Source organism: Streptomyces sp. NPDC051180 (assembly GCF_040689545.1).
In the GTDB taxonomy this organism is placed as follows: domain Bacteria; phylum Actinomycetota; class Actinomycetes; order Streptomycetales; family Streptomycetaceae; genus Streptomyces.
In genome coordinates this window covers 271954-296687 of record NZ_JBFBBC010000004.1, presented here as the reverse complement: position 1 = coordinate 296687, position 24734 = coordinate 271954, and the positions used below count along the sequence as shown (strand labels likewise).

At 70.4% G+C, this 24734-nt stretch carries 20 protein-coding genes; 16 read left to right on the top strand and 4 right to left on the bottom strand.

What is annotated here, in order from left to right:
• The first annotated feature begins 135 nt into the window (after window positions 1–135).
• The 4 genes from metH to AB0424_RS10410 all read left to right on the top strand — a co-directional run bounded on the left by metH (window position 136) and on the right by AB0424_RS10410 (window position 8226).
• Window positions 136–3648 (top strand): methionine synthase, encoded by a 3513-nt coding sequence (metH, locus tag AB0424_RS10425; RefSeq protein ID WP_366303836.1) that lies wholly within the window; start codon window positions 136–138, stop codon window positions 3646–3648.
• A gap of 161 nt (window positions 3649–3809) precedes the next feature.
• A complete protein-coding gene (locus tag AB0424_RS10420) occupies window positions 3810–4508 on the top strand; it encodes an HAD family phosphatase (protein ID WP_366303834.1) in 699 nt (232 codons plus the stop codon).
• Between the two features lie 468 nt (window positions 4509–4976).
• Window positions 4977–6566, top strand: a complete 1590-nt coding sequence (locus AB0424_RS10415; protein WP_366303832.1) for an ABC transporter substrate-binding protein — start codon at window positions 4977–4979, stop codon at window positions 6564–6566.
• Between the two features lie 76 nt (window positions 6567–6642).
• Complete coding sequence (locus tag AB0424_RS10410) at window positions 6643–8226, top strand: ABC transporter substrate-binding protein (protein WP_366303830.1); 1584 nt, start codon at window positions 6643–6645, stop codon at window positions 8224–8226.
• Between the two features lie 87 nt (window positions 8227–8313).
• Here AB0424_RS10410 and AB0424_RS10405 read toward each other — a convergent pair whose 3' ends face one another.
• Window positions 8314–8988 carry a response regulator transcription factor gene (locus AB0424_RS10405; protein ID WP_366303829.1) on the bottom strand — a complete coding sequence of 225 codons (675 nt, stop codon included), beginning with the start codon at window positions 8986–8988 and terminating at the stop codon, window positions 8314–8316.
• A gap of 45 nt (window positions 8989–9033) precedes the next feature.
• A complete protein-coding gene (locus AB0424_RS10400) occupies window positions 9034–9936 on the bottom strand; it encodes a PD-(D/E)XK nuclease family protein (RefSeq protein WP_366303827.1) in 903 nt (300 codons plus the stop codon).
• Between the two features lie 180 nt (window positions 9937–10116).
• On the opposite strand from AB0424_RS10400, the gene AB0424_RS10395 reads away from it, so the two are divergent.
• The 3 genes from AB0424_RS10395 (at window position 10117) to AB0424_RS10385 (ending at window position 12988) form a co-directional block, all read left to right on the top strand.
• Window positions 10117–11250 carry a site-2 protease family protein gene (locus tag AB0424_RS10395; RefSeq protein ID WP_366304150.1) on the top strand — a complete coding sequence of 378 codons (1134 nt, stop codon included), beginning with the start codon at window positions 10117–10119 and terminating at the stop codon, window positions 11248–11250.
• An 18-nt stretch (window positions 11251–11268) separates the two neighbouring features.
• Window positions 11269–12156 (top strand): tRNA (adenine-N1)-methyltransferase, encoded by an 888-nt coding sequence (locus AB0424_RS10390; protein ID WP_015032448.1) that lies wholly within the window; start codon window positions 11269–11271, stop codon window positions 12154–12156.
• Between the two features lie 253 nt (window positions 12157–12409).
• Window positions 12410–12988 carry a hypothetical protein gene (locus AB0424_RS10385; protein ID WP_366303825.1) on the top strand — a complete coding sequence of 193 codons (579 nt, stop codon included), beginning with the start codon at window positions 12410–12412 and terminating at the stop codon, window positions 12986–12988.
• 4 nt (window positions 12989–12992) lie between these two features.
• Here AB0424_RS10385 and AB0424_RS10380 read toward each other — a convergent pair whose 3' ends face one another.
• Window positions 12993–13304, bottom strand: coding sequence for a ferredoxin (locus AB0424_RS10380; protein ID WP_366303823.1), 312 nt, complete (start codon window positions 13302–13304; stop codon window positions 12993–12995).
• A gap of 240 nt (window positions 13305–13544) precedes the next feature.
• Between AB0424_RS10380 and arc the strand changes: the two genes are divergently transcribed.
• The 5 genes from arc to prcA all read left to right on the top strand — a co-directional run bounded on the left by arc (window position 13545) and on the right by prcA (window position 19179).
• Window positions 13545–15311 (top strand): proteasome ATPase, encoded by a 1767-nt coding sequence (gene arc, locus AB0424_RS10375; protein WP_366303821.1) that lies wholly within the window; start codon window positions 13545–13547, stop codon window positions 15309–15311.
• A 179-nt stretch (window positions 15312–15490) separates the two neighbouring features.
• Complete coding sequence (dop, locus tag AB0424_RS10370; protein WP_366303819.1) at window positions 15491–17002, top strand: depupylase/deamidase Dop; 1512 nt, start codon at window positions 15491–15493, stop codon at window positions 17000–17002.
• Between the two features lie 160 nt (window positions 17003–17162).
• Window positions 17163–17375: a ubiquitin-like protein Pup gene (locus AB0424_RS10365; protein ID WP_053194491.1), complete on the top strand. Its 213-nt coding sequence runs from the start codon at window positions 17163–17165 to the stop codon at window positions 17373–17375.
• Window positions 17376–17534: 159 nt separating this feature from the next.
• Window positions 17535–18374, top strand: a complete 840-nt coding sequence (gene prcB, locus AB0424_RS10360) for a proteasome subunit beta (protein WP_366303817.1) — start codon at window positions 17535–17537, stop codon at window positions 18372–18374.
• Window positions 18375–18426: 52 nt separating this feature from the next.
• Complete coding sequence (gene prcA, locus AB0424_RS10355) at window positions 18427–19179, top strand: proteasome subunit alpha (RefSeq protein WP_366303815.1); 753 nt, start codon at window positions 18427–18429, stop codon at window positions 19177–19179.
• 194 nt (window positions 19180–19373) lie between these two features.
• Here prcA and AB0424_RS10350 read toward each other — a convergent pair whose 3' ends face one another.
• Window positions 19374–20396, bottom strand: a complete 1023-nt coding sequence (locus AB0424_RS10350; RefSeq protein WP_366303814.1) for a LacI family DNA-binding transcriptional regulator — start codon at window positions 20394–20396, stop codon at window positions 19374–19376.
• Window positions 20397–20531: 135 nt separating this feature from the next.
• Here AB0424_RS10350 and AB0424_RS10345 point away from each other — a divergent pair, with 135 nt between their 5' ends.
• The 4 genes from AB0424_RS10345 (at window position 20532) to AB0424_RS10330 (ending at window position 24724) form a co-directional block, all read left to right on the top strand.
• Complete coding sequence (locus tag AB0424_RS10345) at window positions 20532–21812, top strand: MFS transporter (protein WP_366303813.1); 1281 nt, start codon at window positions 20532–20534, stop codon at window positions 21810–21812.
• A gap of 69 nt (window positions 21813–21881) precedes the next feature.
• Window positions 21882–23243 carry a Pup--protein ligase gene (pafA, locus tag AB0424_RS10340; protein ID WP_366303811.1) on the top strand — a complete coding sequence of 454 codons (1362 nt, stop codon included), beginning with the start codon at window positions 21882–21884 and terminating at the stop codon, window positions 23241–23243.
• Window positions 23244–23361: 118 nt separating this feature from the next.
• Window positions 23362–24300, top strand: coding sequence for an FKBP-type peptidyl-prolyl cis-trans isomerase (locus AB0424_RS10335; protein ID WP_366303810.1), 939 nt, complete (start codon window positions 23362–23364; stop codon window positions 24298–24300).
• 43 nt (window positions 24301–24343) lie between these two features.
• A complete protein-coding gene (locus AB0424_RS10330) occupies window positions 24344–24724 on the top strand; it encodes an FKBP-type peptidyl-prolyl cis-trans isomerase (protein ID WP_366303808.1) in 381 nt (126 codons plus the stop codon).
• The last annotated feature ends 10 nt before the right edge of the window (window positions 24725–24734 follow it).

Genomic DNA, 24734 nt, shown 5'->3' with positions numbered 1-24734 from the left:
AGTCCCCGCACACAGGATGCCGTCCGCCCCGTGGGACGCCGTGTCCACCCCGGGCCGAGCGCGGTTACGCTGGCCACGTGCACCCTCCACCGAGGGCGCAAAGCCGACAGCCGTCGCATCCCAGGGAGCTCATCCATGGCCTCGTTGCCGACCCCTTCCGCTGACAGCCGGACCCGCGCCGCAGCCCTCCGCGAGGCGCTCGCGAGCCGTGTCGTCGTCGCCGACGGAGCCATGGGCACCATGCTCCAGGCCCAGGACCCCACCCTCGAGGACTTCCAGGACCTCGAAGGATGCAACGAGATCCTGAACGTCACGCGCCCCGACATCGTCCGCTCGGTCCACGAGGAGTACTTCGAGGCCGGTGTCGACTGCGTCGAGACCAACACCTTCGGCTCCAACCACTCGGCCGCCGGCGAGTACGACATCGCCGACCGCATCTTCGAGCTCTCCGAGGCCGGTGCCCGGATCGCCCGCGAGGTCGCCGACGAGTTCGGCGCCCGCGACGGCCGGCAGCGCTGGGTCCTGGGCTCCATCGGCCCCGGCACCAAGCTCCCCTCCCTCGGCCACACCACGTACGGCGTCCTGCGGGACGGCTACCAGCAGAACGCCGAGGGCCTGCTGGCCGGCGGCGCCGACGCGCTGATCGTCGAGACGACCCAGGACCTGCTGCAGACCAAGGCGAGCCTGATCGGCGCGCGCCGCGCCATGGAGGCCGTCGGCCTGGACGTCCCGCTGATCTGCTCCCTCGCCTTCGAGACCACCGGCGTGATGCTGCTCGGCTCGGAGATCGGCGCGGCGCTGACCGCCCTGGAGCCGCTCGGCATCGACATGATCGGCCTGAACTGCTCGACCGGCCCGGCCGAGATGAACGAGCACCTGCGCTACCTCGCCCGCCACTCGCGCACGCCGCTGATGTGCATGCCGAACGCGGGCCTGCCGATCCTGACCAAGGACGGCGCCTACTTCCCCCTGACGCCGCCGGAGATGGCCGACGCGCAGGAGACCTTCGTCCGCGACTACGGCCTCTCCCTGGTCGGCGGCTGCTGCGGCTCGACGCCCGAGCACCTGCGCCAGGTCGTCGAGCGGGTCCACGGCATCACGCCCCCCGAGCGCTCCCCCCAGCCCGAGCCCGGCGCCGCCTCGCTCTACCAGACCGTGCCGTTCCGCCAGGACACCTCCTACATGGCGATCGGCGAGCGGACCAACGCCAACGGCTCGAAGAAGTTCCGCGAGGCCATGCTCGAAGGCCGCTGGGACGACTGCGTCGAGATGGCCCGCGACCAGATCCGCGAGGGCGCCCACATGCTCGACCTCTGCGTCGACTACGTGGGCCGCGACGGCGTCGCCGACATGGAGGAGCTGGCCGGCCGCTTCGCGACCGCCTCCACCCTCCCGATCGTCCTGGACTCCACCGAGGTCGACGTCCTGCGCGCCGGCCTGGAGAAGCTCGGCGGCCGGGCGGTCATCAACTCCGTCAACTACGAGGACGGCGACGGCCCCGACTCCCGCTTCGCCAAGGTCACCCGGCTGGCCCAGGAGCACGGCGCCGCCCTGATCGCCCTGACCATCGACGAGGAGGGCCAGGCCCGCACCGTCGAGCACAAGGTCGCCATCGCCGAGCGGCTCATCGAGGACCTCACGGGCAACTGGGGGATCCACGAGTCGGACATCCTCATCGACGCCCTGACCTTCACCATCTGTACCGGTCAGGAGGAGTCCCGCAAGGACGGCATCGCGACCATCGAGGCCATCCGCGAGCTCAAGCGCCGCCGCCCGGACGTCCAGACGACCCTGGGCCTGTCCAACATCTCCTTCGGCCTCAACCCGGCCGCCCGCATCCTGCTCAACTCCGTCTTCCTCGACGAGTGCGTCAAGGCCGGTCTCGACTCGGCGATCGTCCACGCCTCGAAGATCCTGCCCATCGCCCGCTTCGACGACGAGCAGGTCACCACCGCCCTCGACCTGATCTACGACCGCCGGGCGGAGGGCTACGACCCGCTGCAGAAGCTGATGGCGCTCTTCGAGGGCGTCAACACCAAGTCGATGAAGGCCGGCAAGACCGAGGAACTCCTCGCCCTGCCCCTGGACGAGCGCCTCAAGCGCCGCATCGTCGACGGCGAGAAGAACGGCCTGGAGGCCGACCTCGACGAGGCCCTGGAGTCCCGGCCCGCCCTCGACATCGTCAACGACACCCTGCTCGACGGCATGAAGGTGGTCGGCGAGCTGTTCGGCTCCGGTCAGATGCAGCTGCCGTTCGTGCTCCAGTCCGCCGAGGTCATGAAGACCGCGGTGGCCCACCTGGAGCCGCACATGGAGAAGTCGGACGCGGAGGGCAAGGGCACGATCGTGCTCGCCACCGTCCGCGGCGACGTCCACGACATCGGCAAGAACCTCGTCGACATCATCCTGTCCAACAACGGCTACAACGTCGTCAACATCGGCATCAAGCAGCCCGTCTCCGCGATCCTGGAAGCCGCCGAGGAGCACTCCGCCGACGTCATCGGCATGTCCGGCCTCCTCGTGAAGTCCACCGTGATCATGAAGGAGAACCTCCAGGAGCTGAACCAGCGCGAGCTGGCCGCGAAGTACCCGGTGATCCTCGGCGGCGCCGCCCTCACCCGCGCCTACGTCGAGCAGGACCTCCACGAGATCTACCAGGGCGAGGTCCGCTACGCCCGCGACGCCTTCGAGGGCCTGCGCCTCATGGACGCCCTCATCTCGGTCAAGCGGGGCGTCCCCGGCGCCGCGCTCCCCGAGCTGAAGCAGCGCCGGGTCGTCAAGCGCGACACGCCCGCCCTCCAGGTCGACGAGCCGGAGCCCGGCGGCCGCTCCGACGTGGCCACCGACAACCCGGTGCCGACCCCGCCGTTCTGGGGCACCCGCGTCGTCAAGGGCATCCCGCTGAAGGAGTACGCCTCCTGGCTGGACGAGGGCGCCCTCTTCAAGGGCCAGTGGGGCCTCAAGCAGAACCGCGCCGGCGACGGCCCCTCGTACGAGGAGCTCGTCGAGTCCGAGGGCCGGCCGCGGCTGCGCGGCTGGCTGGAGCGCCTCCACACGGAGAACCTCCTGGAGGCGGCCGTCGTCCACGGCTACTTCCCCTGCGTCTCCAAGGGCGACGACCTGATCATCCTGGACGAGGCGGGCAACGAGCGGACCCGCTTCACCTTCCCGCGCCAGCGCCGGGGCCGCCGCCTCTGCCTCGCGGACTTCTTCCGCCCGGAGGAGTCCGGCGAGACCGACGTGGTCGGCCTCCAGGTCGTCACCGTCGGCTCGAAGATCGGCGAGGCCACGGCCAAGCTCTTCGCCTCCGACTCCTACCGCGACTACCTGGAGCTGCACGGCCTCTCCGTCCAGCTCGCCGAGGCCCTCGCCGAGTACTGGCACGCGCGCGTCCGCGCCGAGCTCGGCTTCGCGGGCGAGGACCCGGCGGACGTCCAGTCCATGTTCGACCTCAAGTACCGCGGCGCCCGCTTCTCCCTCGGCTACGGCGCCTGCCCCGACCTGGAGGACCGCGCGAAGATCGCCGAACTCCTGCGCCCGGAGCGGATCGGCGTGCACCTCTCGGAGGAGTTCCAGCTCCACCCCGAGCAGTCCACCGACGCCATCGTGATCCACCACCCCGAGGCGAAGTACTTCAACGCCCGGTGACCGACGGGCTGCGCCCGGCGACCGGTGTGACGGACGCGTGGTCCAAATCCACGCGTCCGCGATGATCCGGACGTACACTTGTCGGTCCAGTGCAGGCCGGTCATCCTCCCCGTACCGGGGAGGATGACCGGCCTTCTCGTCCCTCCATGGAGGTGTGCCGGATGACCAGTACGGTCCCCGCGTCCCTGTTCCGTACGAACGGCAGCTCCGCCCTGCAGGCGGTCTTCCTCGACATGGACGGGACCCTCGTCGACACGGAGGGGTTCTGGTGGGACGCGGAGGTCGAGGTCTTCGCCGATCTCGGTCACCGGCTGGACGAGGCGTGGAGGGACATCGTCGTCGGCGGCCCGATGACCCGCAGCGCCGGCTACCTCATCGAGTCCACCGGCGCCGACATCACCCTCGACGAGCTGACCGTGCTGCTCAACGAGAAGTTCGAGCAGCGCATCGACCGCGGCGTCCCGCTCATGCCCGGCGCCGAGCGCCTCCTCGCCGAGCTGTCCCGGCACTCCATCCCCACCGCCCTGGTCTCCGCCTCGCACCGACGGATCATCGACCGGGTGCTCGCCTCGCTCGGCCACGACCGCTTCACCCTGACGGTCGCCGGCGACGAGGTCGTCCGCACCAAGCCGCACCCCGAGCCGTATCTGACGGCCGCCCGCGGGGTCGGGGCCGATCCCGCGCTGTGTGCCGTCATCGAGGACACGGCGACCGGTGTGGCGGCCGCGGAGGCGGCCGGCTGCCGGGTCGTCGCGGTGCCCTCCGTCGCCCCGATCGCGGCCTCTCCCGGCCGGGTCGTCGTGCGCTCCCTCGAAGACGTCGACGTGCCTTTCCTGCGCACGTTGATCTCCGGAATCTGAGCTGTATCTGAGCTTTCCCCCGGACCGAATGCGTCTTTCCCGCGAGGGAATCGGACAGGCCATTCACCGCGACGGAATTCCCGTGACCTTCGTCACGCAGAGTGCCCGGCGGTGGGTGGCCTGTCCGCGTCGTGCGCCCGAAATGGGCGGCTTCCGTTGCCCTCATGTGTCCCGATTCGCTCACGGGCGTCCCCGTCGTACCCCCGCATGACTATCGAGCTTCCCGCATTCATGCTCACTGTGCGGCAGCCCGCGGGGCCCTTGCCGGTCCGGCAATAGGGGCGCCGCCCACTAATCTTTCGCGAGTACTTCGCCGTATAACCGCGTGCACCGGCGCACACCCCAACCGCCGTGAGCACAGGACCGATCGAAACACCCGGCCCGATCGCTCCCGCCCCGACCGGGCGGCCGGCGGCGGAGTTCCCACTGACCGCTGTATCCCAGTGCCGGATGAGGAGATCGTCCCTGATGAACCGCAAGACCCTGGTGCTACCGGCCGTGGCCGGACTGCTCGCCCCCCTGCTCGCCGCCTGTGGCGGAGCGCAGGACGACGGAGCGATCGTCGTCGGCACCACGGACCAGTTCATCGCCACCGAGGACGCCCCCGCCCCGCTCGACCCGGCGTACGCCTACGACACGGGCGCCTGGAACATCCTGCGCCAGACCGTCCAGACCCTCATGCACGTGCCGCGCGGCGGCGGCGAGCCGGTCCCCGAGGCGGCCGAGAGCTGCGGCTTCTCCGACAAGGCCAGCGAGAGCTACCGCTGCAAGCTCCGCTCGGGCCTCACCTTCGCCGACGGCACCGCGATCACGGCCGAGGACGTCAAGTACTCCGTCGAGCGCGTCCTGAAGATCAAGTCGGACAACGGCACGGCCGCCCTCCTCGCGAACATCGACACCGTCGAGACCCAGGGCTCCGACGGCGTCGTCTTCCACCTCAAGAGCCCCGACGCCACCTTCCCGTACAAGCTCTCCACCCCGGTGGCCGGCATCCTCAGCAAGGCCAAGTACGCCTCCGACTCGCTCCGCGACGGCTTCGACGTCGACGGCTCGGGGCCGTACACCATGAAGGTCGAGCGCGACGGCGAGAAGGCCACCCGCTTCGTCTTCACCAAGAACCCCGCCTACAAGGGCGACATCACCCTGCGCAACGACAAGGTGGAACTGCGCCCCTTCGGCGACGCCACCGCCATGGGCGCGGCCCTGGAGAGCGACGACATCGACATGATGGCCCGCTCCCTGTCGCAGAAGCAGATCAAGGACCTCACCGAGTCGCCCCAGGACGGCATCGAGATCACCGAGGTCCCCGGCCTGGAGATCCGCTACCTCGGCTTCAACACCAAGGCGCCCTCCGTCCAGCAGAAGGCCGTCCGCCAGGCCATGGCGTCCGTCGTCGACCGCGGCGCGCTCGTCAACCTGGTCTACGGCCCCACCGCCGAGCCCCTCTACTCGCTGATCCCCTCCAGCATCACCGGCCACGCCACCCCCTTCTTCGACGAGTACGGCGAGCCCGACCCCGCCCGCGCCGCCAAGCTCCTCAAGGAAGCGGGCGTCAAGACGCCGGTCAAGGTGACGCTGAACTACACCACCGACCACTACGGCGCCGAGACCGCGCAGGAGTTCGAGGCGCTCAAGAAGCAGCTGGTCGCCTCCGAGCTCTTCGACGCCACCGTCCAGGGCTCCGAGTGGTCGAAGTTCCGCACCGCCCAGAAGCGCGGCGACTACGCCGTCTACGGCCTCGGCTGGTTCCCGGACTACCCGGACCCCGACAACTACGTCGCGCCCTTCCTCGACACCGACAACTTCCTCAACACCCCGTACGTGAACAAGGTGGTCCGCGACCAGCTCATCCCGCGCTCGCGCCGCATGGCCGACCGCACCGCCGCGACCCCCGTCTACACGCAGATCCAGAAGATCGTCGCCCAGGACGTCCCCGTCCTGCCGCTGTGGCAGGGCAAGCAGTACGTCGCGGCGCGCGACGACCTCAACGGGGTCGAGTACGCCCTCAACACCTCCTCCGACCTGCTGCTCTGGGAACTGGGACGCGGCACCGCATAACCCCTGTCCGGATCGGTTGTACCGGCCGCGCACCCGGGCGCGGCCGGCCTGACATAGAGATCAAGAGGCACGTTCTGTGAAGGCACACACCAAGTGGCTGACGGCCCCGCTCGCCGCGGGCCTGTCCGCCGCGCTCCTCGGCGGCTGCGGCACCGAACAGGGCGGCGGCGCCGGTGGCTCCGGGGAGGGCGTGCGCGTCGGCATGTCCGACGAGATCCTCGCCACCGACCCGGCCGCCGGCTACGACCCCGGCTCCTGGCTGCTGTTCAACAACGTCTTCCAGTCGCTGCTCGCCTTCCCCAAGGGCGGCTTCGCCCCCGAGCCGGAAGCCGCCGACACGTGCGGCTTCTCGGCCGGCAGCAAGGTGTACAGCTGCACCCTGCGGGACGGCCTCACCTTCTCCAACGGCAACAAGCTCACCTCGGAGGACGTCAAGTTCTCCTTCGAGCGCGCCCTCAGGATCGCCGACCCCTCCGGCCCGGCGCCGCTCCTCTCCACGATCGACAAGATCGAGACCCCCGACGAGCGGACCGTCGTCTTCCACCTCAAGGTGCCGGACGCCACCTTCCCCAGCAAGATCGCCTCCGGCGCCGGCTCCATCGTCGACCACCGGGAGTACCCGGCCGACGCGCTGCGCACCGACGGCAAGGCCATCGGCTCGGGGCCGTACAAGCTGGACTCCTTCGGCGAGGCGCAGGCCACCTTCTCCGCCAACTCCGGCTACCACGGGCTCGCGAAGCCCAAGAACAGCGGGATCACCCTCAAGCTCTACCGCGGCGACCGCACCGCCCTCGCCAAGGCCCTCACCGACGGCGAGGTCGACATCGCCTACCGCGGCCTCTCCGCCGACGACATCGCGGCCCTGGAGACGTCCGACACCACCGACGACAAGGGCATCGAGGTCGTCCAGGGCAGCAGCGCCGAGGTCCAGCACCTCGTCTTCAACATGAAGGACCCGGTCGTCGGCAAGCTCGCCGTCCGCCAGGCCATCGCCCACCTCGTCGACCGCGAGGCCCTCGTCGAGGACGTCTACAAGTCGACGGCCACGCCGCTCTACTCGATCGTCCCGACCGGCATCGCCGGCCACAACACCGCCTTCTTCGACACCTACGGCAGCCCCGACGCGGCCAAGGCCAAGAAGGCCCTGCGCACGGCCGGCATCACCGGGAAGGTCAAGCTCACCCTCTGGTCCACCCCGAGCCGCTACGGCCCGTCCACCGACCAGGAGCTCAAGGCCATCGCCGGGCAGCTCAACGACAGCGGCCTCTTCGCCGCCGACGTCAAGTCCGTCGCCTACGACCAGTACGAGAAGGACATAGCGGCCGGCAAGTACGGCGTCTACGTCAAGGGCTGGGTCCCCGACTACCCGGACGCCGACAACTTCACCTCCCCCTTCTTCGGCGAGGGCAACGTCCTGGGCAACCACTACGACAACGCCACCATCACCGGCCGCCTCCTCCCGAAGACCGCGGCCCTCACCGACCGCGCCTCCACCGCCGACGAGTACGGGCACCTCCAGGACCTCGTCGCCGACGACCTGCCGATGCTGCCCCTCTGGCAGGGCAAGCAGTACGCCGTCGCCCGCGACGACGTCACCGGCCTGGAGTGGACCCTCGACGCGTCCACCGTCTTCCGCTTCTGGGAGATCCGGAAGGGCTGACGGCCCCGGCGGCACCCGCACGGGACGAGGGAAGGGCCCGGCACGCATCCGATGCGCGCCGGGCCCTTCCCCTGTCCCCGGTACGGGCTACTGGTTGCCGCCCGGCCGCACCAGACCGCTCTCGTACGCGTACACCGCGGCCTGCACCCGGTCGCGCAGCCCCAGCTTCGTCAGCACATGGCCCACATGCGTCTTGACCGTCGTCTCGCTGACGAACAGGTCCGCCGCGATCTCCGCGTTCGACAGGCCCCGCGCCACCAACTTCAGGACCTCCACCTCGCGGTCGGTCAGGGTGCCCAGCGTCTCCGGCATCCGCTCCTCGCCGGTCGGCAGGTGGGCCGAGTACTTGTCCAGGAGCCGGCGCGTGATCGACGGCGCCAGCATCGCCTCGCCGGCCGCCACCACCCGGATCGCCTGCACCAGCTCGTTCGCCGGGGCGTCCTTCAGCAGGAAGCCGCTCGCACCCGCCCGCAGCGCCTCCACCACGTACTCGTCCAGGTCGAACGTGGTCAGCACGAGCACCTTCGCCGGACCGTCCCGGCCCGGACCCGTGATCTGCCGGGTCGCCTCCACCCCGTCCATCCGCGGCATGCGGATGTCCATCAGCACCACGTCCGGCTGCAGCGCGCGCACCTGCTCCTGGGCCTGCAGACCGTCCCCGGCCTCACCCACCACCGCGATGTCCTGCTCCGCCTCCAGAATCATCCGGAAGCCGGTGCGCAGCAGCGGCTGATCGTCGACCAAGAGGACGCGGATCGTCACGAGGGCTCCTTCACGGGGCGGGCGGCACCACGGCGCCGAGCCGGCTCACGGGGACGGCCGGGCCGGGTCCATTCTGCCCTGCCCCTCTTCGCCCGACTCGGGCGGGCGCGCAGAGACGATCTTCAGCGGGTAGACCGGGGGAGTCCCCCCGAACTCCGGACAGACCGCCTGGTGGTCGCACCAGCCGCACAGCTTCGTCGGCCGCGGCCGCCAGTCGCCCGTCTCCGTGGCCAGCCGAATCGCGTCCCACAGCGCCAGCAGCTTCCGCTCCACCCGCAGCAGATCCGCCTCCACCGGGTCGTACGTCAGCACGTCCCCACTGCCCAGGTAGACCAGCTGCAGCCGCCGCGGCATGACCCGCCGCAGCCGCCAGACCACCAGCGCGTAGAACGTCATCTGGAACAGCGCGCCGTCGCGGTACTCCGGCCTCGGGGCCTTCCCCGTCTTGTAGTCCACGATCCGCACGTCGCCCGAGGGCGCCACGTCGATCCGGTCGATCACCCCGCGCAGCCGCAGCCCCGAATCCAGCTCCGTCTCCACGAACAGCTCACGCTCGGCCGGCTCCAGACGCGAGGGATCCTCCAGCGTGAACCACCGCTCGACCAGCCGCTCCGCCTCCGACAGCCAGCCCGCGAGACGCTCCCCGTCCGGGTCCTCCGCGAACAGCTCGCCCAGCTCCGGCTTCGACTCCAGCAGCCGGTCCCACTGACCCGGCACCATCGCCTTGGCCCGCGGCGCCGTCCGGTCCACCGCCGGATCGTCGAAGAGCCGCTCGAGCACCGCGTGCACCAGCGTGCCCCGGGTCGCCGCCGGACTCGGCTTCTCCGGCAGCCGGTCGATCACCCGGAACCGGTACAGCAGCGGACACTGCATGAAATCGCTCGCCCGCGACGGCGACAACGACATGGGCGCCCGGGGCTCCGCCGGCACCTGCTCGCTCGTACTCATGACGAAGACCCTACGACCCGCCACCGACAACGCGCGGAATACCATCGACCCGGGACCCCGTCGCACTGCATGATCGAACCGTGACGCACCGACGCGGGTCACACCACGCGACGAAAGGAACCCGTGAACCAGGACGAGCCCAAGCCGCAGCGGACCGAGGAGCCCGGCGGCGGCATCCTCATGGGCCGCCCCTTCGGCGTGCCCGTCTACGTCGCCCCCAGCTGGTTCCTCGTCGCCGCCCTCATCACCTGGGTCTTCGGCGACCAGATCGAACGCGTCCTGCCCGAGCTCGGCGCCGCCCGCTACCTCGTGTCGCTCTTCTTCGCCGTCGCCTTCTACGCCTCCGTGCTGGTCCACGAGCTGGCCCACACCATCGCCGCGCTCCGCTTCAAGCTCCCGGTGCGCCGCATCCAGCTCCAGTTCTTCGGCGGCGTCTCCGAGATCGAGAAGGAGAGCGAGACCCCCGGCCGCGAGTTCGTCCTCGCCTTCGTCGGCCCCCTCCTCTCCCTCGTCCTGGCGGGCGTCTTCTACCTCTCGCTGTACGCCGTCGAGCCCGGCACCGTCCCCGGAGTCCTGCTCGCCGGCCTGATGATCTCCAACCTGATCGTCGCGATCTTCAACCTGCTCCCCGGCCTCCCCCTCGACGGCGGCCGCATGCTCCGCGCCGTCGTCTGGAAGATCACCGGCAAGCCCATGAGCGGCACCGTCGCCGCCGCGTGGGTCGGCCGCGCGCTCGCCGTGCTCGTCCTCGTCGGCCTGCCCCTGCTCACCCGCACCGGCCTCTTCGGCAACTCGACCGACGACATCAGCGGCTTCAACACCGTCACCGACGCCCTGCTCGCCGCGATCCTCGCCGCCATCATCTGGACCGGCGCCGGCAACAGCCTCCGCATGGCCCGGCTCCGCGAGCACCTGCCCGAGCTCACCGCCCGCAGCCTCACCCGCCGCGCCATCCCCGTCGAGCCCGCCACCCCCCTCTCCGAGGCGCTGCGCCGCGCCAACGAGGCCGGCGCCCGCGCCCTGGTCGTCGTCGACGCCGGCGGCGACCCCACCGGCATCGTCCGCGAGACCGCCATCGCCGCCGTCCCGCAGCACCGCCGCCCCTGGGTCGCCGTCAGCACCCTCGCCCAGGACCTCACCGACGGCATGCGGGTCCCCGCCGAACTCACCGGACAGCCGCTCCTCGACCACCTCCGCGCCAGCCCGGCCACCGAGTACCTGGTCGTCGAGGAGACCGGTGAGATCTACGGCGTCCTGGCCACCACCGACGTCGAGCGGGCCTTCGTCAAGGCCATGGCAAGACCCACCTCGTAACCCCGGTACTCTGGTCGTATGTCCGAACCGACCGGTGCCGCCCGCCGACGCGGGCCCTTCAAGGTCGGGGACCAGGTTCAGCTGACCGACCCCAAGGGCCGTCACTACACGTTCACGCTCGAAGAGGGAAAGAACTTCCACACCCACAAGGGTTCTTTCCCGCACGACGAACTGATCGGCGCCCCCGAGGGCAGCGTTGTCCGCACCACCGGAAACGTCGCCTACCTCGCGCTGCGCCCCCTGCTCCCCGACTACGTCCTGTCCATGCCCCGCGGCGCAGCCGTGGTCTACCCGAAGGACGCGGGTCAGATCCTGGCCTTCGCCGACATCTTCCCCGGCGCGCGCGTCGTCGAGGCGGGTGTGGGCTCCGGCTCGCTCAGCAGCTTCCTGCTCCGCGCCATCGGCGACAGCGGCATGCTGCACTCCTACGAGCGCCGCGAGGACTTCGCCGAGATCGCGAAGGGCAACGTCGAGCGCTACTTCGGCGGCCCCCACCCCGCGTGGCAGCTGACCGTCGGCGACCTCCAGGACAACCTGTCCGACACGGACGTCGACCGCGTCATCCTGGACATGCTCGCCCCCTGGGAGTGCCTGGAGGCCGTCTCCAAGGCGCTCGTCCCCGGCGGCATCCTCTGCTGCTACGTGGCGACCACCACCCAGCTCGCGCGCACCGTGGAGTCCATCCGCGAGTTCGGCTGCTACGCCGAGCCGCAGCCGTGGGAGTCCATGATCCGCAACTGGCACGTCGAGGGCCTCGCCGTCCGCCCCGATCACCGCATGATCGGCCACACCGGCTTCCTCGTCACCGCCCGCCGCCTCGCGGACGGCGTCGAGCCCCCGATGCGCCGCCGCCGCCCCGCCAAGGGCGCCTACGGCGAGGACTACGAAGGCCCCAACAAGGGCTGACGCCCCGACATCCGTACGACGCCGCCGTCGAGTTCCCCGCCCACGCAAGGGAACTCGACGGCGGCGTCCTCACGTTCGGCACCCCGCCGCTGGGCTCCACCCCGGCCGGTTCACGCCCCCGGAGCGCTCCGCCCGGGCTCGTTCACGCCCCCGGACGGCGCCGGACGTCGTCGACCCCGGCTGTTCCTTCGCCCTGTGACGTATGGCACGATGCCCGGAACCACGCCGCACCACCCCACAGGAGACGTCTCGCGTGCAGCCCTCCGCCGCCCCGGACCTCGCGGACCTCGCGCACACCCACGCCCGGCCGGCCCACTGGCTGGCCACCGCCACCGCGACGGCCGCGGTCGTCGCCCTCGCCGGCCTCCTCCAGCCCGGCCCCGCCGGAGCCACCGCCGGCCCGGCCGCCGCCCCGGCTCCCGCACCCGCGCCCGAGGCCACCGGAGCGGACTACCCGCTCGAGTGCGGCGGCCTGCCCGTGAAGGTCGCGAAGCGGGCCTCCGGGGACCTCGACGGCGACGGAAACCCGGAGACCGTTGCGGTCGTGCACTGCGAAGCCGGCTCGGGCACCCCGCCGCACGCCGTCTACGTACTGACCCGCGGCAAGGACGAGAGCGCGCCCGCGCGCGTGGTGGCCACGCTCGTCGAGCCGGAGCTCCACCAGAACGTCGGCGCCCTCTCCGTCCGCGACGGCGCGGTGCGCGCCACGCTGCTCGGCTACTCCACCCTCGACGTGCCGCGCTGCTGCCCCGACGAGAAGGAGCAGGTCAGCTGGCGCTGGCAGGGCGGTTCCTTCGTACGCTCCGGCCCCGCGGACGCGCGGGGCGTCTGAGCCGTCACTCCGCGTCGGGGCCGTACACCTCGACCCGGTCCGCCACCCGGCGCACGTGGATGCAGTCGCCCGGGCACTCCTTCGCGGAGTCCACCACGTCCTGGAGGAGCGGCAGCGGCACCGGGGTGGTCGCGCCCGCGTCCTGGAGGAGCTCGTCGTCGGCGCTCTTCACATAAGCGAGCCCGTCGATGTCGAGCTCGAAGACCTCCGGGGCGTACTGCGCGCAGATCCCGTCCCCGGTGCACAGGTCCTGGTCGATCCAGACTTCCAGCGCCTCCTCGGCGCCCGACGCCGGGGCCTCGTGCTGCACGGTCATATCTCCTGCCGTTTCTGCTTCGCGCGGTAAGTCGGGCCACCCCTGACGGGTGTTGGCCAAAGACGACGATACAACCGCCCGCTTTCAAGCGGTGAAGGGTGGGTATTCCCCTGGCGAGAGGGGAAGCGCAAGGGTGAAGATCGGACACACCCCGGAGTCTTTTTGATCTAGGGGTTTCAATCATCACCCACGCAGGTAGGGTCAGGAAGCGTCCAGCTCCCCCTGGAGGAGGTGAGGACCGTGGCAGCCCACGACGACGACATCAACCGCGGCATCCGGCCCGGGCGAGGGTCTGAGGACCCCGCCGGACAGGTTGCCTATCTCGAGCAGGAAATCGCCGTCCTGCGCCGCAAGCTCGCCGACTCTCCGCGCCACACGAGGATTCTCGAAGAGCGGATCGTCGAGCTGCAGACCAGCCTGGCCGGCGTGTCCGCGCAGAACGAAAGACTCGCGAACACGCTCCGTGAGGCGCGCGACCAGATCGTCGCCCTCAAGGAGGAGGTCGACCGGCTCGCACAGCCGCCGGCCGGCTTCGGTGTCTTCCTGCAGGCGAACGAGGACGGCACGTGCGACATCTTCACCGGGGGCCGCAAGCTCCGGGTGAACGTGAGCCCCGGCATCGAGCTCGACGAGCTCAAGCGCGGCCAGGAGGTCATGCTCAACGAGGCGCTCAACGTGGTCGAGGCCATGGAGTTCGAGCGCGCCGGCGACATCGTCACCCTCAAGGAGATCCTCGAGGACGGCGAGCGCGCCCTGGTGGTCGGGCACACCGACGAGGAGCGGGTGGTGAGGCTCGCCGAGCCTCTGCTGGACGTCACCATCCGCGCCGGCGACGCCCTGCTGCTGGACTCGCGCTCGGGCTACGTCTACGAGGTGGTCCCCAAGAGCGAGGTCGAGGAACTCGTCCTGGAAGAGGTCCCGGACGTCGACTACGAGAAGATCGGCGGCCTGGGCAACCAGATCGAGCTGATCCGCGACGCGGTCGAGCTGCCGTACCTCTACCCGGACCTCTTCAAGGAGCACGAACTCCGGCCGCCCAAGGGCATCCTGCTCTACGGCCCGCCGGGCTGCGGCAAGACGCTGATCGCGAAGGCCGTGGCCAACTCGCTCGCCAAGAAGGTGGCCGAGGTGACCGGCCAGCCCGCGGGGAAGTCCTACTTCCTCAACATCAAGGGCCCCGAGCTCCTCAACAAGTACGTCGGCGAGACCGAGCGGCACATCCGCCTCGTCTTCCAGCGTGCCCGGGAGAAGGCGAGCGAGGGCACCCCCGTCATCGTCTTCTTCGACGAGATGGAATCGCTCTTCCGCACCCGCGGCTCGGGTGTCAGCTCGGACGTGGAGAACACCATCGTCCCGCAGCTGCTCGCCGAGATCGACGGCGTGGAGGGCCTGGAGAACGTCATCGTCATCGGCGCCTCCAACCGCGAGGACATGATCGACCCCGCGATCCTGCGGCCCGGCCGGCTCGACGTCAAGATCAAGATCGAGCGTCCGGACGCGGAGGCGGCGAAGGACATCTTCGCGAAGTACCTCACGGCGAACCTGCCGCTGCACTCGGACGACATCTCCGAGCACAGCGGTTCCAAGGCCGCCGCGGCCCACGGAATGATCCAGTCGGTCGTCGAGCAGATGTACGCCGAATCCGAGGAGAACCGCTTCCTCGAGGTCACGTACGCCAACGGCGACAAGGAAGTCCTCTACTTCAAGGACTTCAACTCCGGCGCGATGATCCAGAACATCGTCGACCGGGCCAAGAAGATGGCCATCAAGGCATTCCTCGACCACAACCAGAAGGGCATCCGGGTCTCCCACCTCCTCCAGGCGTGCGTGGACGAGTTCAAGGAGAACGAGGACCTGCCCAACACCACCAACCCCGACGACTGGGCCCGAATCTCCGGAAAGAAGGGCGAGCGGATCGTGTTCATCCGCACCCTCGTCACCGGAAAGCAGGGCGCGGACACCGGACGCTCCATCGACACGGTGGCCAACACCGGTCAGTACCTGTAAAACGCGAGCCGGCTGCGGATGTCCGGAAACCGGGCATCCGCAGCCGTCGCATTCCGGCGGCTTTTCCCTCGGCAGCCGGGAAATGCCGCAAGTGATCTCCCCACCAGCGCTGAGCCGCTCTAGGCTCTTCGGTAACGCCGAGTCGCGCACTGTGAGCGACGCCGGGCAAGGAGGGCCGCATGACCGTACGGCGAGTAATGGGCATCGAGACGGAGTACGGGATCTCCGTCCCGGGACACCCGAACGCCAATGCCATGCTCACCTCGTCCCAGATCGTCAACGCCTACGCGGCGGCGATGCACCGGGCGCGCCGTGCCCGCTGGGACTTCGAGGAGGAGAACCCGCTGCGGGACGCCCGCGGCTTCGACCTCGCCCGCGAGGTCGCCGACTCCAGCCAGCTCACCGACGAGGACATCGGCCTGGCCAATGTGATCCTCACCAACGGTGCGCGGCTCTACGTGGACCACGCCCACCCCGAGTACAGCTCGCCCGAGGTGACCAACCCGCGCGACGCCGTCCTCTGGGACAAGGCCGGCGAGCGGATCATGGCGGAGGCGGCGGTGCGCGCCGCCCAGCTGCCCGGGGCCCAGCCCATCCACCTCTACAAGAACAACACCGACAACAAGGGCGCCTCCTACGGCACGCACGAGAACTACCTGATGAAGCGGGAGACCCCCTTCTCGGACATCGTGCGCCACCTGACGCCCTTCTTCGTCTCCCGCCAGGTGGTGACCGGCGCGGGGCGGGTCGGCATCGGCCAGGACGGCCGGGAGAACGGCTTCCAGATCAGCCAGCGCGCCGACTACTTCGAGGTCGAGGTCGGGCTGGAGACCACCCTCAAGCGGCCCATCATCAACACCAGGGACGAGCCGCACGCCGACGCCGAGCGGTACCGCCGGCTCCACGTGATCATCGGCGACGCGAACCTGTCGGAGATCTCGACCTACCTCAAGCTGGGCACCACCGCGCTGGTCCTGTCGATGATCGAGGACGGGTTCATCACCGTCGACCTCGCCGTCGACCAGCCGGTGCGCACCCTCCACCACGTCTCGCACGACCCGACCCTGCAGTACCTCGTCACCCTCCGCAGCGGCCGGACGCTCACCGCCGTCCAGCTCCAGATGGAGTACTTCGAGCTGGCCAGGAAGTACGTGGAGGAGCGGTACGGCGCGGACGCGGACGAGCAGACCAAGGACGTCCTCACCCGCTGGGAGGACACCCTCAACCGGCTCGAGAACGACCCCATGAGCCTGGCCGGCGAGCTCGACTGGATCGCCAAGCGGGAGCTCATGGAGGGCTACCGGCGCCGCGACGGCCTCGACTGGGACGCGGCCCGGCTGCACCTGGTGGACCTCCAGTACGCGGACGTGCGCCCAGACAAGGGCCTCTACAACCGCCTGGTGGCCCGTGGGCGCATGAAGCGGATCCTGGACGACGCCGAGGTGCTGCGGGCCGAGACGGCGCCGCCGGAGGACACCAGGGCCTACTTCCGGGGCCGCTGCCTGGAGCAGTACGCCGACGACGTCGCGGCCGCCTCCTGGGACTCGGTGATCTTCGACCTGCCCGGCCGCGACTCGCTCCAGCGCGTCCCCACCATGGAACCGCTGCGCGGCACCAAGGCCCACGTGAAATCGCTGCTGGACCGCTGCCGGACGGCGGAGGAACTCGTCCGCGTGCTTTCCGGCGGCTGAAACGGTGGCCCGCTTCGGGCCTGAAATACCCGGGCGCTGGGAATCATGGAATCAGTGCCCGGACGTTGGCGAAACTGCGGGGCCGAAGTCGGACCCGCCCTATAGGGTCTGATCTTGTAAGGACTCAACCGAGCGGGCCGAATCGAGCGGGGTGAGGGATATGGCGACCAAGGACACCGGCGGCGGACAGCAGAAGGCGACGCGTTCCACGGAGGAGGTCGAGGAGACCACCACGGAGGCGAGCTCCGACCTCCAGGAGCGCCAGGAGAAGCTGAGCGAGGACGTGGACTCCGTCCTGGACGAGATCGACGACGTACTCGAGGAGAACGCCGAGGACTTCGTCCGCTCGTTCGTGCAGAAGGGCGGCCAGTAGCCGCCTCGCGCGCCTGTCGTCTCCGTCCCCGGAGCCCCGGAGAAAGCCGTGGGCCCGGGGACGGATGACAGGCGGTGGCACGGGTATGGTCCGTGCACAGCAACCAAGATCGCCCCGCGCCTCCCGAGGCGGGCGACTCTCCCACCCGGAAGGAATCGCGTGGAAGCCAACCCTCGTAGCACCGGGCGTCTGCCGGCGGCCTTCCTGACGCCGGGGTCGTCCTCGTTCATGGACTTCCTGGCGGACCACTCGCCGGAGATGCTCCCGGGAAACCGGAAGCTCCCGGAGGGCATCGTCGAGGCCCCGCACGGCACCACCATCGTGGCGGCGACGTTCCCCGGCGGGGTGGTCCTCGCCGGTGACCGGCGGGCCACCATGGGCAACATGATCGCGCAGCGGGACATCGAGAAGGTGTTCCCGGCGGACGAGTACTCCGCCGTCGGCATCGCCGGCACCGCCGGACTCGCCGTGGAGATGGTCAAGCTCTTCCAGCTGGAGCTGGAGCACTTCGAGAAGGTGGAGGGCGCGACGCTCTCCCTGGAGGGCAAGGCGAACCGTCTCTCCACCATGATCCGTGGCAATCTCGGCATGGCCATGCAGGGGCTCGCCGTCGTGCCGCTCTTCGCGGGCTGGGACGAGGGCCGGGAGAAGGGCCGGATCTTCTCCTACGACGTGACCGGCGGTCGCTCCGAGGAGCACGGATTCGCCGCCACGGGCTCCGGCTCGATCTTCGCGCGCGGGTCGATGAAGAAGCTGTACCGCCCCGACCTCTCCGAGGAGCAGGCCACCACGCTGGTGGTCCAGGCGCTGTACGACGCGGCGGACGACGACTCGGCGACCGGCGGGCCGGACATGGCGCGCAGGATCTTCCCGATCGTCACCGTCATCACCGACGAGGGCTTCCGCAGGCTCAGCGAGGCCGAGTCCTCCGAGCTGGCCCGGTCGGTCACCGAGAGGCGTCTGGAGCAGCCCGACGGGCCGCGCGCCGCCCTTCTCTGACCGTTCGTCGCCCGCAGTAGCCCTTCAGACCGGAAGAAAGGGACGGTAGCCGGTGTCCACGCCGTTCTATGTCTCACCCCAGCAGGCCATGGCCGACCGGGCCGAGTACGCCCGCAAGGGCATCGCCCGAGGCCGCAGCCTCGTCGTCCTCCAGTACACGGACGGCATCGTCTTCGTCGGCGAGAACCCGTCGCGCGCACTCCACAAGTTCAGCGAGATCTACGACCGGATCGGCTTCGCCGCGGCCGGCAAGTACAACGAGTACGAGAACCTCCGCATCGGCGGCGTCCGCTACGCCGACCTGCGGGGCTACACCTACGACCGGGACGACGTGACCGCCCGCGGTCTGGCCAACGTCTACGCCCAGACCCTCGGCACGATCTTCTCCAGCGCGGGGGAGAAGCCCTACGAGGTCGAGCTCGTCGTCGCCGAGGTCGGCACCGAGGCGGCGGGCGACCAGATCTACCGGCTGCCCCACGACGGCTCGATCGTGGACGAGCACGGCTCGGTCGCGGTCGGCGGCAACGCGGAGCAGATCAGCTCCTTCCTCGACCAGCGGCACCGGGACGGCATGTCCCTGGCCGAGGCCCTGAAGCTGGCCGTGCAGGCGCTCTCGCGGGACACCAACGGCACCGAGCGGGAGATCCCCGCGGAGCGGCTGGAGGTGGCGGTCCTGGACCGCACCCGTCCGCAGGAGCGCAAGTTCAAGCGGATCGTCGGCCGTCAGCTCTCCCGTCTCCTGGAGGCGGACAACGCGGCGGTGGCGAAGACGGACGAGCCCTCGGACGAGGCGCCCGAGGAGTAGTCGGCTCTGCCCGGAGGGGTCCCGGTCCACGGACCGGGGCCCCTCCGGCGTGTCCGGGGCTCCGTCGGGCCCGTCCGGAGCCTTCCCCGGCGTCCGGGGCCGCTCGGCCCGTTCCGGGGCCTCGGGCGTCCCTGGGACCCGGAACGCCCGAGACTCCGCCCTCGGCGGTCCGCCCGCGGCCGCGCCGGGCGGGCTCAGACGGCCGGTGCCGGGCCGGAGGAGCCCCGGGCGACGAGCGTGACCGGCAGCGTGGCCGGCGGGGCCTCCTCGCCGGCCAGGACGGCGAGGAGCGCCTCCATGCCCCGTCTCCCGAACTCCTCGGCGGGCAGCCGGACGGTGGTGAGCTCGGGCTCGACGGCGGTCGCGAGCGCCAGGTCGTCGAAGCCGGTGATCGACAGGTCCTCCGGCACGCGCAGCCCCAGCCGACGGGCGACCTTGGCCACGCCGACCGCGAGGATGTCGTCGTCGCACACCACGGCGGTGGGGCGGGGGCCGGGGGCGTCGAAGGCCCGGGTGGCGGCCTCCCACGCCCCGGCGACGCTGAGGGGCGCCCGTACGGTCCGCAGTTCCGCGCCGCGCAGGGCGTCGGCGAGGGCGGCGGCCCGGACGTCGAAGGTCCAGGAGGGCACGGCCGACGCCAGGTGCAGGAAGCGGCGGTGGCCGAGCGCCAGCAGGTGGTCGGTGACCCTCCGCATGCCGTCGGCGACGTCGAGGTTCACATGGGCGGCGGCGCCCGGGTCGGACGGGTCGCTGTCCAGCATCACCAGCGGCAGCTCGGTCCCGCGGAAGGCGCCGAGCGCGTCCGCGGCCATGGAGGAGGCGATGACCCCGTCCAGCGCGGCCTGGGCGGAGGCGAAGGGGTCGCGGGCGGGTCCGACGCCGTCGGGGGACGGGTAGAGGACGACGCCGAAGCCGTGCCGGGCGGCCACGGCGGCCGCGCCCGTGTAGACGTGGGCGAAGAACTCGTTGGTGAGGGCCGGCACGACGAGCAGCGCCGTGCGGGTGCGGCCGAGGCGCAGGTTCCGGGCGGCGAGGTTGGGCCGGTAGCCCAGCTCGCGGGCGGCCTCGCGGACCGTCTCCGCCGTGCGCTCGGAGACCCGGCCGCGCCACTTGTCGCCCAGCACGAGGGAGACGGTGGCCTGGGAGACGCCCGCCACGCGGGCCACGTCCCGGCTGGTCGGCCGGGCGCCTCCGGCGGCGGGTTCGTGGATCTGCACGGCTGGCCTCCGCGTGGCACGCTGGTCGGGATCGCTGGGGGCGGGGTGGACCCGCGTCCCGCCGACATGGTACGTATGACCTGTAACGTTATACGTAAAACCTCGGCGGGATTCCGAGGTGAGGGGAGAGCGGACATGGCCACCGAGGCCCCCGCGCACGGCGGCTATCTCGACATACTCCGGGCGCCGCACGCCGCCCGGCTGCTCACCGGCACGCTCGTCGGGCGCCTGCCCAACGGCACCGGGCCCATCGCCATGACCCTGTTCGTCCGGGCCCAGGGCGGCAGCTACACCCTGGCCGGCGGACTGATCGCCGCGTACGGCGTCGCCAACGCCGTCGGGCAGCCGCTCCTCGGCCGGGCCGTCGACCTCAAGGGCCAGCCCCGCGTCCAGCTGCCCGCCGCGGTCCTCTCGGCGCTCGGCATGGCCCTCTTCGCCCTCACCGGCATCGGCCACCTCGCCGTCGCCTACGTCGCCGTCGTGCTCGCCGGCCTCTTCACCCCGCCCCTGGAGGGCGGACTGCGCGCCCTGTGGCCGAGCGTCCTGGGCCGAGAGGACCGCGTCCACCGCGCGTACGCCCTGGACGCGGTCGCCCAGGAGGTCATGTTCACCGTCGGCCCGCTGCTCGTGACGCTCCTCGTCGCCGTGTGGTCGCCCGCCGCCGCCCTGCTCGTCATCAACGTCCTGGGGGTGCTCGGCGCCCTCGCCGTCGTCCTCTCCGAGCCCTCCCGCACCTGGCGCTCCGCCACCCGCGAGGCCCACTGGCTGGGCGCCCTGCGCTCACCCGGGCTCCTGGCCCTTCTCGGCTCCTTCTTCTTCGTCGGCCTCGCGCTCGGCTCCATCACCGTCGCCGCCGTCGCCTACGCCGACGACCGCGGCACCCCCTCCGTCTACGGCTGGCTGATGGCCGCCCTCGGCCTCGGCGCCCTCCTCGGCGGCACCGTCTACGGCGCCCGCCAGTGGGCCGGCGCGCCCGAGCGGCGGCTCAGGGTCCTCGTGCTGCTCCTCGCGGTCTGCTACCTGCCGCTGATGCTGACCCCCGGCCCCGTCGCCATGACCGGCCTCTCCGTCCTCTCCGGTGTCTTCCTCGCCCCGGTCCTCGCCTGCGCCTTCATCGTGGTCGACCGGCACGCCCCGCGCGGCACCGTCACCGAGGCGTTCTCGTGGCTCGTCACCACCTTCGGGGTCGGTGCGGCCCTCGGCTCCGCCGTCGCCGGACCCGCGGTCGAACTGGCCGGGACGGTGGCGGGTTTCGCCGTGGCGGGCGCGGGCGGTCTCGTCGCGCTGCTCGTGCTGGCCGCCACCGGGCGTGTCCTCACCGTCCCCGCCTCGCCCGGCACGCCCGGCGACACCGGGCGACACGCCGGAGCGGACCCGGTCCCCGCCGCCGTACACACCGAAAAGAACGCGCACTGATCGGAAAATGATCGAAACGGGAACGCCCAACCCGGTTTCAGCACAGGCCGTCAGGCGTAATGTTCAGACATGGACCGCCGCATTTTCGGGCTGGAGAACGAGTACGGCGTCACGTGCACGTTCAGGGGACAGCGCCGACTGTCTCCTGACGAAGTGGCGCGCTACCTCTTCCGCCGTGTCGTGTCATGGGGCCGCAGCAGCAATGTCTTCCTGCGGAACGGCGCCCGCCTGTACCTCGACGTGGGATCGCATCCGGAATACGCCACACCGGAATGCGACAACGTGACCGAACTGGTCACCCACGACAAGGCCGGCGAGCGCATTCTCGAGGGCCTGCTCGTCGACGCCGAACGCCGCCTGCACGAGGAGGGAATCGCCGGCGACGTCTACCTCTTCAAGAACAACACCGACTCGGCCGGAAACTCCTACGGCTGCCACGAGAACTATCTCGTCGCCCGCCACGGGGAGTTCTCCCGGCTCGCGGACATCCTCATTCCCTTCCTCGTGACCCGGCAGCTCATCTGCGGCGCGGGAAAGGTCCTGCAGACCCCGCGGGGCGCGGTCTTCTGCGTCTCCCAGCGTGCCGAGCACATCTGGGAGGGCGTCAGCTCCGCCACCACCCGCTCGCGGCCCATCATCAACACCAGGGACGAGCCGCACGCCGACGCCGAGCGCTACCGCCGGCTGCACGTCATCGTCGGCGACTCGAACATGTCGGAGACGACCATGCTGCTCAAGGTCGGCGCCACCGACCTGGTGCTCCGCATGATCGAGGCCGGCACCGTGATGCGCGACCTGACCCTGGAGAACCCCATCCGGGCCATCCGCGAGGTCAGCCACGACATCACGGGCCAGCGCAAGGTCCGGCTCGCCAGCGGTCGCGAGGCGTCCGCCCTGGAGGTCCAGCGCGAGTACTACGAGAAGGCCGTGGACTTCGTCGACCGCCGCGGCATCCGCTCCGGCACCGTCGCCGAGGTCCTGGAGCTCTGGGGCCGCACCCTCGACGCGATCGAGAGCGAGCGGCTCGACCGCATCGAGACCGAGATCGACTGGGTCATGAAGCACCGGCTCATCGAGCGCTACCGGGCCAAGCACAACATGACCATGTCGAACCCCCGGGTCGCGCAGATAGACCTCGCCTACCACGACATCCACCGCCGTCGTGGCCTCTACTACCTGCTCCAGAAGAACGGGCAGGCGGCGCGCATCTGCAACGACCTGAAGATCTTCGAGGGCAAGTCGGTGCCCCCGCAGACCACTCGGGCCCGGCTCCGCGGCGACTTCATCCGCCGCGCCCAGGAGCAGCGCAGGGACTTCACCGTCGACTGGGTGCACCTCAAGCTCAACGACCAGGCCCAGCGCACCGTGTTGTGCAAGGACCCGTTCCGCTCCGTCGACGACCGGGTGGAAAAGCTGATCGCCGGAATGTAAGAGCAGGTCGTACGCGCCCGAGGGCCCCGCACGTTTCACGTGCGGGGCCCTTCCGTCGACAGGAGGGTCCCCTAGAGTGTCGGCACAACTACTGTGCCGTCTGAGATCTGAGGAACACGTGCGCCGACTTGCCGGCCTTCTCGTCGTCCCGCTGCTGCTGCTCTCCACAGCGGCGTGCGGCAGCGACGACAAGGGCTCCGATTCCGCCTCGATGAAGAACGGGCTGCCCGCCATCACCGCGGGGGCGAAGTTCGGGGAGAAGCCGACCCTCTCCAAGGGCGAGGGCGACCCGCCCAAGGAACTGAAGGTCAACGTCATCAGCGAGGGCACCGGCCCGGTGACGAAGAAGGGCGACGCGCTCCAGGTGAACTACCTGGGCCAGGCGTGGGACTCCACCACCCCCTTCGACAACAGCTTCGACCGCGGCCAGCCGTTCGACCTCACGCTGGGCGCCGGCCAGGTCATCAAGGGCTGGGACCAGGGCCTGGAGGGCCAGAAGGTCGGCAGCCGCATCGAGATCGGCATCCCGCCGGAGCTGGGCTACGGCGCACAGGGCCAGGGCGACATCAAGCCCAACGCCACGCTCGTCTTCGTCGTGGACATCCTGAAGGCCGTCACCATCCCCAAGTCCGCCACCGGCACCCCGGTCGCCCAGGACAACAAGGACCTGCCCAAGGTCGGCACCAACACCGACGGCAAGGCCCCCTCGCTGACGGTCCCCAAGGTCGACCCGCCGACCAAGCTCGTCTCGAACTACGTGCTGGAGTCCAACGGCGAGGCCGTCAAGGCCACCGACACGGTCGTCGTCAACTACGTCGCCGCCCTGTGGAAGGACGGCAAGGTCTTCGACTCGACGTACACCACCGGCAAGCCCGCGAACTTCCCGCTGGAGCAGCTCACGCTGAAGGGCCTCAAGGACGGCCTCGTCGGCAAGAAGATCGGCAGCCGCGTCCTCATCGTCGCCCCGCCGTCCGAGGCGTTCGGCAACGAGGAGAAGCAGGGCATTCCGAAGAACTCCACGCTGGTGTTCGTCGTCGACATCCTGACGAAGATGTAAGACTGTCCCGATCGAGCAGTTCATCAGTACGAGGAGCAATTCCGTGAGCATCGAGAAGCCCGAGATCGACTTCCCGGGTGGCGAGCCGCCGAAGGACCTGGAGATCAAGGACATCTGGGAGGGTGACGGAGACGTCGCCGCCGCCGGTGACTTCGTCAAGGTCCACTACGTGGGCGTGGCCTTCTCCACCGGCGAGGAGTTCGACGCCTCCTGGAACCGCGGCACGCCGCTCGACTTCAACCTCGGCGCCGGCCAGGTCATCCAGGGCTGGGACCAGGGCGTCCAGGGCATGAAGGTCGGCGGCCGCCGCCAGCTGGTCATCCCCGCGCACCTCGCCTACGGCGACCGTGGCGCCGGCGGCGCGATCGCCCCCGGCGAGACGCTGATCTTCGTCTGCGACCTCGTGGGCGTCGCCAAGCGCTGACCCGCGCGCA

Bases quoted from the DNA above. Each gene is read 5' to 3' on its own strand.
- AB0424_RS10400 (WP_366303827.1), bottom strand. From the start codon at position 9,936: ATGAGTACGAGCGAGCAGGTGCCGGCGGAGCCCCGGGCGCCCATGTCG.
- AB0424_RS10415 (WP_366303832.1), top strand. From the start codon at position 4,977: ATGAACCGCAAGACCCTGGTGCTACCGGCCGTGGCCGGACTGCTCGCC.
- AB0424_RS10345 (WP_366303813.1), top strand. From the start codon at position 20,532: ATGGCCACCGAGGCCCCCGCGCACGGCGGCTATCTCGACATACTCCGG.
- AB0424_RS10395 (WP_366304150.1), top strand. From the start codon at position 10,117: ATGGGCCGCCCCTTCGGCGTGCCCGTCTACGTCGCCCCCAGCTGGTTC.
- AB0424_RS10380 (WP_366303823.1), bottom strand. From the start codon at position 13,304: ATGACCGTGCAGCACGAGGCCCCGGCGTCGGGCGCCGAGGAGGCGCTG.
- metH (WP_366303836.1), top strand. From the start codon at position 136: ATGGCCTCGTTGCCGACCCCTTCCGCTGACAGCCGGACCCGCGCCGCA.
- dop (WP_366303819.1), top strand. From the start codon at position 15,491: ATGACCGTACGGCGAGTAATGGGCATCGAGACGGAGTACGGGATCTCC.
- AB0424_RS10365 (WP_053194491.1), top strand. From the start codon at position 17,163: ATGGCGACCAAGGACACCGGCGGCGGACAGCAGAAGGCGACGCGTTCC.
- AB0424_RS10390 (WP_015032448.1), top strand. From the start codon at position 11,269: ATGTCCGAACCGACCGGTGCCGCCCGCCGACGCGGGCCCTTCAAGGTC.
- AB0424_RS10420 (WP_366303834.1), top strand. From the start codon at position 3,810: ATGACCAGTACGGTCCCCGCGTCCCTGTTCCGTACGAACGGCAGCTCC.
- pafA (WP_366303811.1), top strand. From the start codon at position 21,882: ATGGACCGCCGCATTTTCGGGCTGGAGAACGAGTACGGCGTCACGTGC.